The sequence below is a fragment of the Pseudomonas sp. HP_12 genome, assembly GCF_055283955.1.
Map to the genome: position 1 here is coordinate 20143 of NZ_JBTOQG010000008.1, position 14895 is coordinate 35037.

At 60.9% G+C, this 14895-nt stretch carries 12 protein-coding genes, 3 tRNA genes and 1 riboswitch; of the genes, 2 read left to right on the forward strand and 13 right to left on the reverse strand.

All coding sequences use genetic code 11. The features are described from left to right. Positions 1–35 precede the first annotated feature (35 nt). Positions 36–1478: a magnesium transporter gene (gene mgtE, locus ACYASU_RS07755; RefSeq protein ID WP_192171009.1), complete on the reverse strand. Its 1443-nt coding sequence runs from the start codon at positions 1476–1478 to the stop codon at positions 36–38. A gap of 321 nt (positions 1479–1799) precedes the next feature. Between mgtE and ACYASU_RS07760 the strand changes: the two genes are divergently transcribed. Beyond that, a complete protein-coding gene (locus ACYASU_RS07760; RefSeq protein ID WP_463582499.1) occupies positions 1800–2285 on the forward strand; it encodes a DUF4124 domain-containing protein in 486 nt (161 codons plus the stop codon). A gap of 41 nt (positions 2286–2326) precedes the next feature. On the opposite strand, the gene ACYASU_RS07765 is transcribed toward ACYASU_RS07760, so the two are convergent. The 7 genes from ACYASU_RS07765 to ltaE form a co-directional block, all read right to left on the reverse strand. Then, a tRNA-Arg gene (locus tag ACYASU_RS07765) sits at positions 2327–2403 on the reverse strand. Between the two features lie 139 nt (positions 2404–2542). Continuing rightward, a tRNA-Arg gene (locus ACYASU_RS07770) sits at positions 2543–2619 on the reverse strand. A 107-nt stretch (positions 2620–2726) separates the two neighbouring features. Next, a tRNA-Ser gene (locus ACYASU_RS07775) sits at positions 2727–2817 on the reverse strand. A gap of 62 nt (positions 2818–2879) precedes the next feature. Beyond that, positions 2880–3068: a carbon storage regulator CsrA gene (gene csrA, locus ACYASU_RS07780; RefSeq protein ID WP_002554426.1), complete on the reverse strand. Its 189-nt coding sequence runs from the start codon at positions 3066–3068 to the stop codon at positions 2880–2882. 178 nt (positions 3069–3246) lie between these two features. Then, positions 3247–4479 carry an aspartate kinase gene (locus ACYASU_RS07785; RefSeq protein WP_065986190.1) on the reverse strand — a complete coding sequence of 411 codons (1233 nt, stop codon included), beginning with the start codon at positions 4477–4479 and terminating at the stop codon, positions 3247–3249. Between the two features lie 90 nt (positions 4480–4569). After that, positions 4570–7188, reverse strand: coding sequence for an alanine--tRNA ligase (alaS, locus tag ACYASU_RS07790; RefSeq protein WP_282372434.1), 2619 nt, complete (start codon positions 7186–7188; stop codon positions 4570–4572). A 142-nt stretch (positions 7189–7330) separates the two neighbouring features. Next, positions 7331–8335, reverse strand: coding sequence for a low-specificity L-threonine aldolase (gene ltaE / locus ACYASU_RS07795; protein WP_463582453.1), 1005 nt, complete (start codon positions 8333–8335; stop codon positions 7331–7333). 183 nt (positions 8336–8518) lie between these two features. Further along, positions 8519–8677, forward strand: a riboswitch (FMN riboswitch). Between the two features lie 125 nt (positions 8678–8802). Between ltaE and ACYASU_RS07800 the strand changes: the two genes are divergently transcribed. After that, positions 8803–9297 (forward strand): 6,7-dimethyl-8-ribityllumazine synthase, encoded by a 495-nt coding sequence (locus ACYASU_RS07800; protein ID WP_463582454.1) that lies wholly within the window; start codon positions 8803–8805, stop codon positions 9295–9297. Positions 9298–9588: 291 nt separating this feature from the next. Here ACYASU_RS07800 and astE read toward each other — a convergent pair whose 3' ends face one another. The 5 genes from astE to astA all read right to left on the reverse strand — a co-directional run bounded on the left by astE (position 9589) and on the right by astA (position 14895). Then, a complete protein-coding gene (astE, locus tag ACYASU_RS07805; RefSeq protein ID WP_463582455.1) occupies positions 9589–10596 on the reverse strand; it encodes a succinylglutamate desuccinylase in 1008 nt (335 codons plus the stop codon). 20 nt (positions 10597–10616) lie between these two features. Continuing rightward, entirely contained in the window at positions 10617–10910 is a 294-nt protein-coding gene (locus ACYASU_RS07810; protein WP_065986195.1) for a topoisomerase II, read from the reverse strand. A gap of 76 nt (positions 10911–10986) precedes the next feature. Beyond that, on the reverse strand, positions 10987–12333 hold the full coding sequence (gene astB, locus ACYASU_RS07815; protein WP_463582456.1) for an N-succinylarginine dihydrolase: 1347 nt from the start codon (positions 12331–12333) through the stop codon (positions 10987–10989). Positions 12334–12403: 70 nt separating this feature from the next. Next, entirely contained in the window at positions 12404–13873 is a 1470-nt protein-coding gene (gene astD / locus ACYASU_RS07820) for a succinylglutamate-semialdehyde dehydrogenase (protein WP_463582457.1), read from the reverse strand. Then, positions 13870–14895, reverse strand: coding sequence for an arginine N-succinyltransferase (astA, locus tag ACYASU_RS07825; RefSeq protein ID WP_108121441.1), 1026 nt, complete (start codon positions 14893–14895; stop codon positions 13870–13872). The genes astD and astA overlap by 4 nt, the downstream gene beginning before the upstream one ends.

Genomic DNA, 14895 nt, shown 5'->3' on the forward strand with positions numbered 1-14895 from the left:
CCGCCCTGAAGGCGGCTTTGTTTGAACCGTGGGGGTCAGAGTAAAAATAATGTCGCCAGCCCGAGAAAGATGAAGAACCCGCCGCTGTCGGTCATGGCCGTGATCATCACACTGGCGCCCATCGCCGGATCGCGACCGAACCGCGCGAGGGTCATCGGGATCAACACACCCATCAATGCCGCCAGCAGGAGATTCAATGTCATGGCGACGGTCATCACCACCCCAAGGGACCAGCTGTGATACAGCAGATAAGCGACGATCCCTATCACCCCGCCCCACACCAGGCCGTTGATGAGCGCGACGCCCAGCTCCTTGCGCATCAGGCGTGAGGTATTGCCGGTGTTGACCTGATCGAGGGCCATGGCCCGAACAATCATTGTGATGGTCTGATTGCCCGAGTTGCCCCCAATCCCTGCCACGATCGGCATCAACGCCGCCAGCGCCACCAGCTTCTCGATGGAGCCTTCGAACAGGCCGATCACCCGCGAGGCGAGAAAGGCAGTAATCAGGTTGACGGCCAGCCAGGACCAGCGGTTGCGCAGGGATCGCCAGACGGAGGCGAAGATGTCCTCCTCCTCCCGCAAACCCGCCATGTTGAGCACTTCGGTCTCGCTCTCCTCACGGATGAGGTCGACCATCTCATCGATGGTCAGACGGCCGATCAGCTTGCCGTTCTTGTCGACCACCGGGGAGGAAATCAAGTCGTAACGTTCGAACGCCTGGGCGGCTTCATAGGCATCGCCATCAGGATGGAAACTCACCGGATCACTGGCCATGACCTCTGACACTTGCTTCTCGGGGTCGTTGACCAGCAGACGCTTGATGGGCAGCACACCCTTGAGGACGCCATCGGAGTCGACCACGAACAGTTTGTCAGTGTGACCGGGCAGCTCTTTCAGACGGCGCAGATAGCGCAGAACGACTTCCAGGCTGACATCCTCGCGGATGGTCACCATCTCGAAGTCCATCAGGGCGCCGACCTGCTCCTCGTCATAGGACAGGGCGGAGCGCACGCGCTCGCGCTGCTGGCTGTCCAGCGCCTCCATCAGCTCATGGACAACATCGCGCGGCAGCTCTGGCGCAAGGTCGGCGAGCTCGTCGGCGTCCATTTCCTTGGCGGCGGCCAGCAGCTCGTGATCGTCCATGTCGGCGATCAGGGTTTCCCGAACGGAATCGGACACTTCGAGAAGGATGTCGCCGTCACGCTCGGCCTTCACCAGTTGCCAGACCGTCAGACGGTCTTCGAGGGGAAGTGCTTCGAGGATATAGGCAACGTCGGCGGAGTGCAGGTCGTCGAGCTTACGCTGCAGCTCGACGAGGTTCTGCCGGTGAACGAGATTCTCGACGCGATCCTGGTGCTGGCCTTCCTGACGGTGTGTCAGGTCTTCGACGATACGCTGACGTTGCAGCAAGTCGATGACTTGGGCGAGACGATCCTGAAGGCTTTCCTGCGTCTTTTTTACTTCGATTTGTGTCATAGGCGAACTCCACTCCCAGCAGTGGAACCCGCCAGAAGATCAATCAGTCGATTCTTGATTGGTGAAACTTAGTGTTGAGTTGCTACTGGGTAAGTCCATGGAGGTAGTCCACAAGCCCCGGCGGGGCTGACGGGCGCAATCATACACCGCTTGCCGTGGCGGGAGGCTAAAAATTCAACGTGAAACAATCGGTTGCAACACAACCTTCATCGCTGTCCGAGTCAGCGAGGCCGCCCGGTCACATCCGGTGAACAAAACCCGCTCGCCGTGAGAAATCCTCATCGCTACCCTTCTCGGACACTGGTCAGGGAGGACATCGCGATGCCGCTGAACACTGAAAAGCTCTTCATCACCCTGCTGCTGTTTTCGCCACTCGGCGCAGGCGCCACCACCGTCAATCGTTGCCAGGATCAGAGCGGCAACGTGACGTTCACTACACTGGCTTGCCCCAGCGGGCACACGACAGCGGCGCAGGGTATCAACCCGGCTTCAGGCACGACCTTCGCAGTCCCTCCTCCGCCTGCAAAAACGGACACCCTGCAAACGCGCAAAAGTAACGAAGTGGTGGTCGTGGGTCAGCGTGATGATGGTTGCGGAAATATCCTGAGTGCGGAGCAACGGCGCAAGGCGATCATCAATCAGCAGACGCCAACGGGGATGAGCAAACGCGACGTGGAAAACCTGTTGGGGCGACCGGACAAGATCATCAGCCGTAACGCTGAGGTCCGTTATGTTTATGAGGAGAAGAAGGGACGCAGCAGACAGGTGTCATTCGATGAACACGGCTGTGTAAAAGGCAAACGCTAGAAAGCAAAAAGCCCGCATTTGCATGCGGGCTTTTCGTTTTATGGTGCACTCGACAGGATTCGAACCTGTGACCGCTCGGTTCGTAGCCGAGTACTCTATCCAGCTGAGCTACGAGTGCAGATGGCGCTTTTTAAACCAGTTCACCTCTGGGCATCGCATTTTACTTCTGGAAGTGAGTGGTGCTTCCGAAGACCTGTTGAAGCCAGGCTCTTTCTAACTTAAGACTGTTATTCGTATCACTACAAACAACGCTTAAATGGTGCACTCGACAGGATTCGAACCTGTGACCGCTCGGTTCGTAGCCGAGTACTCTATCCAGCTGAGCTACGAGTGCATTTGTTGCCGCGCATTATAGGCCGTCAAATCTCTTGGTCAAGCACTTTTTCTAGTAAATTCAACAACTTACAGATCAAGCCAGATTACAACGTACTACGCAAATAATGGCGGAGAACGGGGGATTCGAACCCCCGACACCCTTTTGAGGTGTACTCCCTTAGCAGGGGAGCGCCTTCGGCCACTCGGCCAGCTCTCCGCAACACGGGGCGTATAATAACCACCCTTTTCCCCGTTTGCAAACCAAAAATTCAATAAAAATTAATGGCTTGGTTCTTCGTCCTTCTCTTTCTTTATACGCAGGTAAATCTCTTCGCGGTGAACAGCCACTTCCTTGGGCGCGTTGACCCCTATGCGCACCTGATTGCCTTTTACGCCGAGCACGGTCACGGTGATTTCACCATCACCAATGATCAGACTTTCCGCACACCGGCGAGTCAGAATCAGCATACCTATCTCCTTACGGCTTACATTCAAGGGATTACAGTCTGCACAGACAAACGGCATGATCCCGAGCCAGAGGCCGCAGGTCCATGCCTCAGTATCGACCAGCGCCGGAAAAAGAATAGCGACTTGCGCACATCCACTCGCAGAAGGCGCAGCAGAAACCGCGCCCTCTGCCCAAGGCTTACTCGCCCTGACGCGGTGCGTCGAGTTCGAAGGCGGTGTGCAGCGCGCGCACGGCCAGCTCCAGGTACTTCTCCTCGATCACCACCGAGACCTTGATTTCGGACGTCGAGATCATCTGGATGTTGATGCTCTCCTTGGCCAGCGCTTCGAACATGCGGCTGGCAACCCCGGCATGGGAACGCATGCCGACACCGACGATGGAAACCTTGGCGATCTTGGTGTCGCCAATGACTTCGCGAGCGCCGATTTCGTTGGCGGTGTTCTGCAGAACCTGCAGCGCGGCCTGGTAATCATTGCGGTGAACGGTGAAGGTGAAATCGGTGGTGTTATCGTGCGAAACGTTCTGCACGATCATGTCGACTTCGATGTTCGCGCCGCTGATCGGGCCGAGAATCTTGAACGCAACGCCCGGGGTGTCTGGCACGCCACGGATGGTCAGCTTGGCTTCGTCGCGGTTGAAGGCGATGCCCGAAATGATCGGCTGTTCCATGGATTCCTCTTCATCAATGGTAATGAGGGTGCCTGGACCCTCCTTGAAGCTGTGCAATACGCGCAGCGGGACGTTGTACTTGCCGGCGAACTCGACCGCGCGGATCTGCAGGACCTTTGAACCGAGGCTCGCCATCTCCAGCATTTCTTCGAAGGTGATCTTGTCCAGCCGCTGGGCCTGCGACACAACACGCGGGTCAGTCGTATAGACGCCATCGACGTCGGTGTAGATCTGGCATTCATCGGCTTTCAATGCCGCGGCCAGCGCCACGCCGGTGGTGTCGGAACCGCCACGACCCAGGGTCGTGATGTTGCCGTCTTCATCGACACCCTGGAAACCGGCGACCACCACCACACGACCGGCCTTCAGGTCAGCGCGAATCTTCTGATCATCGATCTGCAGAATCCGCGCCTTGTTATGGGCGCTGTCGGTCAGGATGCGAACCTGATTGCCGGTGTACGACACAGCCGGAACGCCGCGCTTGATCAGCGCCATGGCCAGCAGTGCGATAGTGACCTGCTCGCCGGTGGAAACGATGACGTCCAGCTCGCGTGGCACCGGTTGATCGCTGATCTGCCGGGCCAGTTCGATCAGGCGATTGGTTTCGCCGCTCATGGCCGAAAGCACGACCACCAGATCATCGCCCGCATCACGGAATTTCTTGACCTTGTCGGCCACCTGTTCGATGCGCTCTACCGAGCCCACCGAGGTGCCGCCAAACTTTTGTACGATTAAAGCCATCTCAAAGCCGCCTCAGCCCATGAAGGGCGCCCGTTATCATTCAAACCGCGAAGCGCCGGAACCCGAATGACAGGCTCCGGGTGGGTCGACTTAAATACCTTGTTCGGCGAACGGAACAGCCAGTGCCAGCGCTGCTTCGAGTCCGGCAGCATCAACACCGCCGCCTTGCGCCATGTCAGGACGACCGCCGCCTTTACCGCCTACAGCGGCAGCCGCTTGCTTCATCAAATCACCGGCTTTGAGTTGGCCAGTCAGGTCTTTGGTGACGCCTGCCACCAGCACGACCTTGTCTTCATGCACCCCGCCGAGCAGGATCACTGCGCGGCCGAGCTTGTTCTTCAATTGGTCAACCAGGGCCAGCAGCGCCTTGCCATCCTGACCGTCGAGACGGGCAGCAAGGACTTTGACACCCTTGACGTCCACTGCCGAGCCCGACAGATCGTCGCCCGCAGCACTGGCCGCCTTGGCCTGCAGTTGTTCCAGTTGTTTTTCCAGCAGACGATTGCGTTCCAGCACCGCCGACAGCTTGTCCAGGACGTTGTCGCGATTGCCTTTGACCAGGTTCGCGGCTTCCTTCAATTGTTCTTCAGCCGCGTTCAAATACTCCAGCGCCACGGCGCCGGTAACCGCTTCGATACGGCGCACGCCTGCGGCCACACCGCTTTCGCTGATGATCTTGAACAGCGCGATGTCGCCGGTACGGTTGGCGTGAATGCCACCGCACAGCTCGACGGAGAAACCGCCGCCCATGCTCAGCACGCGGACGTTGTCGCCATACTTCTCGCCGAACAACGCCATGGCGCCTTTCTTCTTGGCGGTCTCGATGTCGGTTTCTTCAGTCTCGACGGCCGTATTCTTGCGGACTTCGGCGTTGACAATGTCTTCAAGCGCCTTGATCTGCTCGGGCTTGATGGCTTCGAAGTGGCTGAAGTCGAAACGCAGGCGCTGACTGTCGACCAGCGAGCCTTTCTGCTGAACGTGATCGCCCAACACCTGGCGCAACGCCGCGTGCAGCAAGTGCGTGGCGGAGTGGTTCAACGACGTGGCCTGGCGCACTTCGGCAGCCACTTCGGTGCTGACGGTGGTGCCGACTTTCAGGCTGCCCGACACTTGAACACCGTGGTGCAGGAACGCGCCGCCGGTCTTGGTGGTGTCGCTCACGTCGAAGCGCGCATCGCCCGCGGTCAGGTAACCGCTGTCGCCAATCTGGCCGCCGGACTCTGCGTAGAACGGGGTCTGGTCGAGGATGACCACGCCGTCCTCGCCTTCGCTCAATTGCTCGACCGCGAGGCCGTCTTTGTACAGGGCGACGACTTTGGCCTCGCCTGCGGTGGCTTTGTAACCGGTGAACTGCGTGGCCACATCAACCTTGACCAGGCTGTTGTAGTCCATGCCGAAGGAGCTGGCAGAACGCGCGCGTTCACGCTGGGCGTCCATCTCGCGTTCGAAACCGGCCTCGTCGAGGGTCAGGTTGCGCTCGCGGGCGATGTCGCCGGTCAGGTCCATCGGGAAACCGTAGGTGTCGTAGAGCTTGAACACCACGTCGCCGGGGACGATGGTGCCCTTGAGTTCGGCGAGATCCTGCTCGAGGATCTTCAAGCCCTGCTCCAGGGTCTTGGCGAACTGTTCTTCTTCGGCCTTGAGCACACGCTCGATGTGCGCCTGCTGGTTTTTCAGCTCAGGGAAGGCTTCGCCCATTTCGGCGACGAGCGCGGCGACGATCTGGTAGAAGAAGCTGCCCTTGGCGCCCAGCTTGTTGCCGTGACGGCAAGCGCGACGAATGATGCGGCGCAGCACGTAGCCACGGCCTTCATTGGACGGCAGCACGCCGTCGGCGATCAGGAAGCCGCACGAACGGATGTGGTCGGCGACGACTTTCAGAGAGGCTTGATTGTCGTTGCTGCAACCAATGGCTTTTGCAGCAGCGGCGAGCAGGCTCTGGAACAGGTCGATTTCGTAGTTGGAATTGACGTGTTGCAGGACGGCGCTGACGCGCTCGAGGCCCATGCCGGTGTCGACCGATGGCGCTGGCAGCGGGTGCAGAACGCCGTCGGCCGTGCGGTTGAACTGCATGAACACGTTGTTCCAGATCTCGATGTAGCGGTCGCCGTCTTCTTCCGGCGAACCCGGCGGGCCACCCCAGATGTCGGCGCCGTGGTCGTAGAAGATCTCGGTGCACGGGCCGCACGGGCCGGTGTCGCCCATCGTCCAGAAGTTGTCGGAGGCGTACGGCGCGCCCTTGTTGTCACCGATGCGCACCATGCGCTCGGCCGGCACACCGATTTCCTTGGTCCAGATGTCGTAGGCTTCGTCGTCCGAGGCGTAAACCGTGACCCAGAGTTTTTCCTTGGGCAGGTTCAGCACGCCGGTGAGGAAGGTCCACGCGTAGGTGATTGCGTCGCGCTTGAAGTAGTCGCCGAAGCTGAAGTTGCCCAGCATCTCGAAGAAGGTGTGGTGACGCGCGGTGTAGCCGACGTTTTCCAGGTCGTTGTGCTTGCCACCGGCACGCACGCACTTCTGGCTGCTGACGGCGCGGGTGTAGGCCCGTTTTTCCTGGCCGAGGAAGCAATCCTTGAACTGGTTCATGCCTGCGTTGGTGAACAGCAGGGTCGGGTCGTTGCCCGGGATCAGGGAGCTGGAGGCGACTCGGGTGTGGCCTTGCTCTTCGAAGAAGCGAAGGAAGGCTTCACGGATTTCTGCGCTTTTCATAGGTTCTTCCACGGAAACTGCGGCCTGGCACATGCATAGCGTCGTTCGACGCAGCGACGGCAAAGGGCCGCATTATATAGGCGTTGTACGCTCGGTACAGCGTGTTATTCGATAGAAACCGGCAATCGGGCTGATCACCCGATCAGCGAACGCCAAATTCGGCAAATGCCGCAACCACCTTGTCCAGATGCGCAGCCGTCACATCCAGATGGGTGACCATGCGCAACCGCGGCGCAGCACTCAGCACGATACCGCGCTCGGCACACAGGGCGTTGAGCGCCTGGGCACGATCGCCGATCCGTACGTAAACCATGTTGGTCTGCACCGGCTCGACGTCAAAACCGAGGTCCGCAAGCGCTTTGCCCAAGGCGGTGGCGTTAGCGTGGTCGTCGGCCAGACGCTCGACCTGATGCTCCAGCGCGTACAACCCCGCTGCTGCCAGGATGCCGGCCTGGCGCATGCCGCCGCCGACCATCTTGCGCAGACGCCGGGCCTTGGCGATGAACTCACTTGAGCCGCACAGCACTGAGCCGACCGGCGCGCCGAGCCCTTTGGATAAGCACACGGAAACCGAATCGAAATGCCGGGCAATCTCACGCGCGTCCACACCCAGCTTGACGGCGGCGTTGTACAGGCGAGCGCCGTCGAGGTGCAGGCTGAGGCCCTTTTCCCGAGTGAATGCCCGGGCCGCCACGAGATACTCCAATGGCAGGACCTTGCCCTGCATGGTGTTTTCCAGGGCCAGCAAGCGGGTGCGGGCGAAATGGAAGTCGTCGGCCTTGATGGCAGCGGCGACCTGATTCAGGTCCAGCGATCCGTCCGCCTGGTTGTCGAGGGGTTGAGGCTGGATCGAGCCCAGCACCGCCGCGCCGCCGCCTTCGTATTTGTAGGTGTGCGCCTGCTGGCCGACGATGTATTCGTCACCGCGCTCGCAGTGAGCCATCAGGCCGAGCAGGTTGCTCATGGTGCCGGTCGGCACGAACAGCGCGGCGGCGAAACCGAGACGCTCCGCCAGCCATGATTCCAGCCGGTTGACCGTCGGGTCTTCGCCATACACGTCATCGCCAAGGGGCGCGCTGGCCATGGCGTCGCGCATGCCGGCCGAGGGTTGAGTCACGGTGTCACTGCGCAGATCGATAAGCGCCACGATGAAGCTCCCGTTCATTAGGGTCGAGCCTCAGTTCTGAGGCCCGGGGCATCGATAATCAAGGCTTGGGACTGGAATGCCAAGACGCCTTATAAGAAAAGCTGATGAAAACCATCAAAAAGGCTCCAAGCGAATCCCGGAAATCTATGTTACAAACTGCACGCCGACGGAAAACGCCGTTGGCAACGTTCTCAGGGCGGGGTGCGATTCCCCACCGGCGGTAATGGCGCGCAATGCGTCTAGCCCGCGAGCGCTTGCAGCGAGCTTACCCTCAATGCAAGGTCAGCAGACCCGGTGTGATCCCGGGGCCGACGGTATAGTCCGGATGAAGAGAGAACGGGACTGGCACAACAGGATCGTTCGAGACGAATCCAGGCGCTTGGCGTCGCGGACGGTTTCGCACGTACCCTGGCATCCCATTCGATCCAAAACGCCCTGTTTTTTTCATTAAACAGGAGTCAGAACACATGCAACCTACCGCCATTCACGCTCACGAGCGCATCGCTTTCATTCAAGCCTGCTGGCACAAGGAAATCGTCGATCAGGCGCGCAAGGGCTTTGTCACCGAGATGGCGCAACACGGTTACGCCGAGACCGACATCGATTTCTTTGAAGTCGGCGGCGCGTTCGAAATCCCGCTTCACGCCAAGTTGCTGGCCAAGTCAGGTCGCTACGGCGGTGTCGTGGCTGCAGGTCTGGTGGTCGACGGCGGCATCTACCGTCACGAGTTCGTCGCGCAATCGGTGATCAGCGCACTGATGCAGGTTCAGTTGGAAACCGAAGTGCCAGTCTTCTCGGTCGTGCTGACCCCGCACCACTTCCACGCCGGTGAAGAGCACCAGAAGTTCTTCTTCGATCACTTCGTACACAAGGGCCAGGAAGCGGCCAAGACCTGCGCGGACACGTTGACAAAACTGCGTGCAGTGCGTCGGGTGAGTGAGGGGCAGAAAGCGGCGGGTTGATCACGAGGCGCCCACTGAAACCGGCGCTTCAACGGCAAGATATATAGGGCCGTTGAAAACACCGCAATGTGGCGTAGTGAACACGGTCATGTGGGAGTGAGCTTGCTCACGAAGACGGCATTTCAGCCGCTACAAATTTAGCGGATGTACCGGCCCCTTCGCGAGCAAGCTCGGCTCCCACAAGTCCGCATTAGCGGGAAAATCACCGATGCCCCGCCTGACTCAACCAGAGCCGTCACAACCAAGTGCGCTCCTGCAATCATTGAGCGACTGCGATTTGAACAGGTCGCGTCAGGCCAATGTCTCGTCCGTCGCTGGCACGATCAGAATCCCCGCCCGCAGCCCGTTCTTGACGTTCGGGTTGGGGAAGATGATCCGGGCGCCCTCTTCTTCTATGACCCAGCGTGAATCGGCCAGGTCTTCGGCCAGCACGTAGCCTTTTTCCAGTTCCGTGAAGTTCTCGATGTCCGCTGGCAAGTTCAGGCGGAAGGCGTCGCTGTGCTTGATGATCTCCCGGGCTACGCTGAACAGCTGCAACCCGGCCAGATCCCCAGGCTCATCGGCTTCGGTGCCGGTGATCAGGCGTTCGAGGCAGGATTTCAGCTTGTCGAGATTGACCTGCTGGTTCTGTCCGAACGGGCGTGCCTTGCCCAATTCCAGGGTGAAGGCTTCGGCGTCGAGCTTGTCGTAGGTGTAGGCGCTGAACACGATCGACGACTTGTTCTGCAGCAGCACCGCTTCCATGCCGGCATTACGCAGCCGGGCGAGTTCGCGGCGGGAATGAGCGCGACCCTCCTTCCACGGATACAGCGCGAACTGCTCGATCTTCGAACCGCGAATCGCCGTGTGCAGGTCGTAATGCAGGCGGTAGCGGCCCGGAATATTGAAGAAGCTGGCGGCCAGACGCTCGAGTTCGCAGGCGCGCAAGGCTTCGCTGCCGCCGCTGTGCTCATGACGGCCATTGAACAGCCGGTTGACGTCCTGCTCGACGTAACGCCCGCCGCTGCGCATCGCTTCGGGATTGCCGAACAGGAATAGAATACGTGCGCGAGGCTTGAGTTCGCCCCGGGCGATGGCGTGAATCAGCGCGTCGAGCAACTCGATGGGCGCGGTTTCATTGCCGTGGATGCCGGCGGACAGCAGCAGGTCGGTGCCATTGTCACGCGCTTCGGGAGGCCGGACTTCCAGCGCTCCCTCGGCGAGCCAGCGCATGCGAACGCCGTCGACGGTCAGCTGAGTCTTTTCCGCGGGTTCGCGACCCGCGAGGGTCAGTTCAAGCAGTTTGCCGAGGGCGAGCATGGGAAGCTTCCTGCGCAGGCTTAGTCGTGGGTGCAGTCTGGGCCGTGCACGTGGCCTTCTTCGTCGTCGCCGCTCATGTCAGCCGGTTCCATTTCCAGCTGCAGGCTGACCAGATTGGTCGCCAGTGGACGCAGCAGCAGGTTGGCGTATTCGGCATCGCCTTCTTCGACGTCAACGCCGATCAGCAACTGACCACGGCCGTCCTGTTGAATCCAGACTTCTTTGCCCTGCCAGATAACGGCAAGACGGGTGCAGGACGTTTCCAGCTGAGTGCCGTCGGTGTCTTCGAGGATCAAACGCAGCGCGTCGGTCATGGCAAAACTCTCTCTGTAAAAGCAAAAACATCGCCGCCTGACGCCACTTGGGCGCAGGCGTAACGGATGGGGTGCATCAATTGATCTGGAAAGGATAGACCGCGCCCAGTTTCAGGTGCTGCGTCAGCTCGTCCAGCGCCGTACGGCATTCAATCAGCAGTTGGGGATCGGCCAGATCACTGTCGCTCATGCGGTCGCGATAGTGCTTGTCGACCCACTGCGTCAGCGTGTGGTACAGCGGCGCGGTCATGATAACGCCTGGATTGACCGCCGCCAGTTCGGTTTCATTCAGGGCCACGCGAAGACGCAGGCACGCCGGGCCGCCGCCGTTCTGCATGCTCTGCTTGAGGTCGAATACCTTCACCTCACTGATCGGGCTGTCGTCCGCCATCAGGCGCTGCAGGTAATGCCACACACGCTCGTTGCTGCGGCACTCTTCCGGCACGATGAGCAGCATCGAACCGTCGGCGCGGGACAGCAACTGGCTGTTGAACAGGTACGAACGCACCGCGTCTTCCACGGCTACTTCACTGCGCGGCACGCAAATGGCCTGGAAGCGACCGCCACGTTGACCGAGTTTGTTGTGCAGTTCGGCGAGCATGGGCTCGGTATTGAGGAATGCGTCCTCGTGATAGAACAGGACCTCGCCATTGCCCACCGAGATCACGTCGTTATGAAACACGCCCTGATCGATCACGGCCGGGTTCTGCTGGGCGAAGACGACGCCTTCGGCGCTCAGGCCATGCAGACGCGCAACGGCCTGGGACGCTTCGAGGGTCTGGCGGGCCGGGTATTTCTGCGGCGCGGGGAAACGGCTGTCGAACGCGGCGCGGCCGAAGACGAAAAACTCGACGCCGGGCTCACCGTAGCTGCGACAGAAGCGCGTGTGGTTGGCAGCGCCTTCGTCGCCGAACTGGGCAACGGCAGGCAGCGCCGCGTGGTGGGCGAAATGCTGCTGATCGGCGAACATTGCGCCGAGCACGCGGCTGGTGGTCGGGTGCTCGATGCTGCGGTGGTATTTGCAGTTGAGGTTGGCGGCGGTGAAATGCACGCGGCCGTCGGCGGTGTCGGCGCTCGGGCTGACCGTGGCGGCGTTGGCCACCCACATGCTCGACGCCGAGCAACTGGCGGCCAGCAGCGGCATGGACTCTTTGGCCGCGCGTTCAATGACCTGTGCGTCGCTGCCGCTGAAGCCCAGCTTGCGCAGACCCGCCACATCGGGACGTTCCTGGGGGGCCAGCACGCCCTGGGTGAAACCCATCTCCATCAACGCTTTCATTTTGGCCAGCCCCTGCAAAGCGGCCTCGCGCGGATTCGAGGATTGCTGGCAGTTGTTCTGGGACGCGACGTTGCCGTAGGACAGCCCACCGTAGTTGTGGGTCGGGCCCACTAGACCGTCAAAGTTGACTTCACAGGATTTCATCGGTGAGGCTCCGTGGATCTGTTTTTATGTGCACATTCTTCGACGTGCGCTGCGCTATCAAGGAGCGCGGTCAGTTCAGGGTGATGCCGGGCGTCAGGCTGGCAGGCAGCGCCAGGGTTTCCGTCTCCAGCGACGCCACCGGGTACGCGCAATAATCCGCCGCGTAGTAGGCGCTGGCGCGATGGTTGCCCGAGGCGCCGACACCGCCGAACGGTGCCGTACTCGCCGCGCCGGTCAGTTGCTTGTTCCAGTTGACGATGCCTGCACGGCTCTGCAGCCAGAACTGCTGATAGCGCGCCTGGGAATCCGACAACAGCCCCGCCGCCAACCCGTACTGTGTGGCATTGGCCTCTTCGATGGCTGCGTCGAAATCAGCGTAGCGAATCACCTGCAACAGCGGCCCGAACAGCTCCTCATCCTCACGATCTGCCACGTCACTGACGTCGATGATGCCCGGCGTCAGCAGCGCTGATTGCGCGGCAGGCTGGGTCATTTCGAGCAGGGCAACTGCGCCGTTGGCCAGCATCACTTCCTGGGCATCGATCAGTGCCTGCGCAGCGGCCAGGGAAATCACCGAGCCCATGAACGGCGCCGGCTGTTGATCGAAGGCGCCGACCTGAATGGTCGAGGTCACCTCAACCAGCCGCGCCAGGAATGCATCGCCCCAGGCACCTTGGGGCACCAGCAGGCGGCGGGCACAGGTGCAGCGCTGGCCGGCGGAAATAAACGCCGACTGAATCACGGTGTAGACCGCGGCATCGACGTCCGCGACCTGATCGACCACCAGCGGATTATTGCCACCCATTTCCAGGGCAAGAATCTTGTCCGGGCGACCGGCGAACTGTTGATGCAGGGAATTGCCGGTGCGGCTGGAACCGGTGAAGAACAACCCGTCGATCCCTGAATGGCCGGCCAGTGCGATGCCGGTGTCCCGCGCGCCTTGCAGCAGATTGAGCACGCCCGCCGGCAGACCGGCTTCGATCCAGCATTGCACGGTCAGTTCGGCAACTTTGGGGGTCAGCTCGCTTGGCTTGAACACAACAGTGTTGCCCGCCAGCAACGCTGGCACGATGTGCCCGTTAGGCAGGTGACCCGGGAAGTTGTAAGGACCGAACACCGCCACCACACCGTGGGGCTTGTGTCGCAGCACGGCGGTGGCGTCGCCCAGCGGGCCGCTCTTCTCGCCGGTCCGCTCGCGGTAGCTCTGAATCGAAATCGCCACCTTGTTGGCCATGCTGGTCACTTCTGTCGCCGATTCCCACAGCGGCTTGCCGGTTTCCTCACCGATGCAACGGGCGATTTCATCGGCGCGGTTTTTCAGCGCAGCGGCGAAGGCTTCGAGCACAGCAATGCGCTCGTCCAGACTGCGCGTCGCCCAGGCCGGAAAAGCCTGACGGGCCGATTTGACCGCCGCATCAACCTGTTCAGCTGTGGCGCTTTGGCCCGACCAGATCACCTGCTGGGTCACCGGGTTCAGGGAATCGAATGCGTCGCCCTGCCCGTCCTGCCAGGCACCGGCAATGTACAAAGTGTTCATCAAATACTCTCCCGAGCGGGCGACAGTTGCACAGCGCGAACCTGATCACCGGCGCTGAGACGCAAGCGCTTGGCAGTCTGTGGATCGACCACCAACGTGCCGGCGGCAAGACGCGCAGGCGCAGCGGTCACGCGGCAGTCTTCGCGCTTGCGGTTGTGGATAAGGAATGGCGTCGCGTCATCGCCCGGCGTGCCGACAGCCAGCACCAGCGCCTGGCTGTCGCGGACTGCGCGGATCTTGCTGGTCTCGCACTCGATGGCCGGGCCGGCGTCGAAGATGTCGACGTAACCCTGATAGCTGAAGCCTTCGGCCTTGAGCATGGCCAGCGCCGGTTCGGTGCTGACGTGTACGCGGCCAATGACCTCACGCGCGGCTTCTGAGAGGAAGCAGCTGTACAGCGGAAACTTCGGCATCAGCTCGGCAATGAACGCGCGGTTGCCGACCCCGGTGAGGTAGTCGGCCTGGCTGAATTCCATTTTGAAAAAGTGTCGGCCCAGGCTTTCCCAGAACGGCGAATGGCCCTGTTCGTCGGAGATGCCGCGCATTTCAGCGATGGTCTTGGTGCCGAACAGCTCCGGGAATTCGGCGATGAACAGCATCCGCGCCTTGGACAGCAACCGGCCATTGAGGCCATTGCGGTAGTCGGCGTGGAGAAACAGCGAACACAGCTCGGAGTTGCCGGTGAGGTCGTTGGCCAGGAACAGCGTCGGGATCTCCCGATAGATATTCAGCTCTTGAGAAGCGCTGACCGTCAGGCCAACCCGGTAGTTGTACCAGGGCTCGCGCAGCCCGACTGCGCCCGCGACGGCGGAAATGCCCACGACTTTCTCGTCGTCATCTTCGAGCACGAACAGGTAGTCGGCGTCGCCCCGCCCGGCCTCGCCACGGAAGGTTTTCTCGGCCCAGCCGACCCGGTGCGCCAGACGCTCTTCATTGGCCGGCAAGGTGGTCAGGCCTGCGCCGGTGCTGCGCGCCAGCTCGATCAGCGCCGGAAGGTCACTGCTGCGTACGGGACGAACGATCAT

Coding starts and splice junctions, on each gene's coding strand:
- alaS (WP_282372434.1), bottom strand. CDS start 7,188: ATGAAAAGCGCAGAAATCCGTGAAGCCTTCCTTCGCTTCTTCGAAGAG.
- ACYASU_RS07810 (WP_065986195.1), bottom strand. CDS start 10,910: ATGACCGACGCGCTGCGTTTGATCCTCGAAGACACCGACGGCACTCAG.
- mgtE (WP_192171009.1), bottom strand. CDS start 1,478: ATGACACAAATCGAAGTAAAAAAGACGCAGGAAAGCCTTCAGGATCGT.
- astB (WP_463582456.1), bottom strand. CDS start 12,333: ATGAAATCCTGTGAAGTCAACTTTGACGGTCTAGTGGGCCCGACCCAC.
- ACYASU_RS07800 (WP_463582454.1), top strand. CDS start 8,803: ATGCAACCTACCGCCATTCACGCTCACGAGCGCATCGCTTTCATTCAA.
- astE (WP_463582455.1), bottom strand. CDS start 10,596: ATGCTCGCCCTCGGCAAACTGCTTGAACTGACCCTCGCGGGTCGCGAA.
- ACYASU_RS07785 (WP_065986190.1), bottom strand. CDS start 4,479: ATGGCTTTAATCGTACAAAAGTTTGGCGGCACCTCGGTGGGCTCGGTA.
- csrA (WP_002554426.1), bottom strand. CDS start 3,068: ATGCTGATTCTGACTCGCCGGTGTGCGGAAAGTCTGATCATTGGTGAT.
- astA (WP_108121441.1), bottom strand. CDS start 14,895: ATGATCGTTCGTCCCGTACGCAGCAGTGACCTTCCGGCGCTGATCGAG.
- ACYASU_RS07760 (WP_463582499.1), top strand. CDS start 1,800: ATGCCGCTGAACACTGAAAAGCTCTTCATCACCCTGCTGCTGTTTTCG.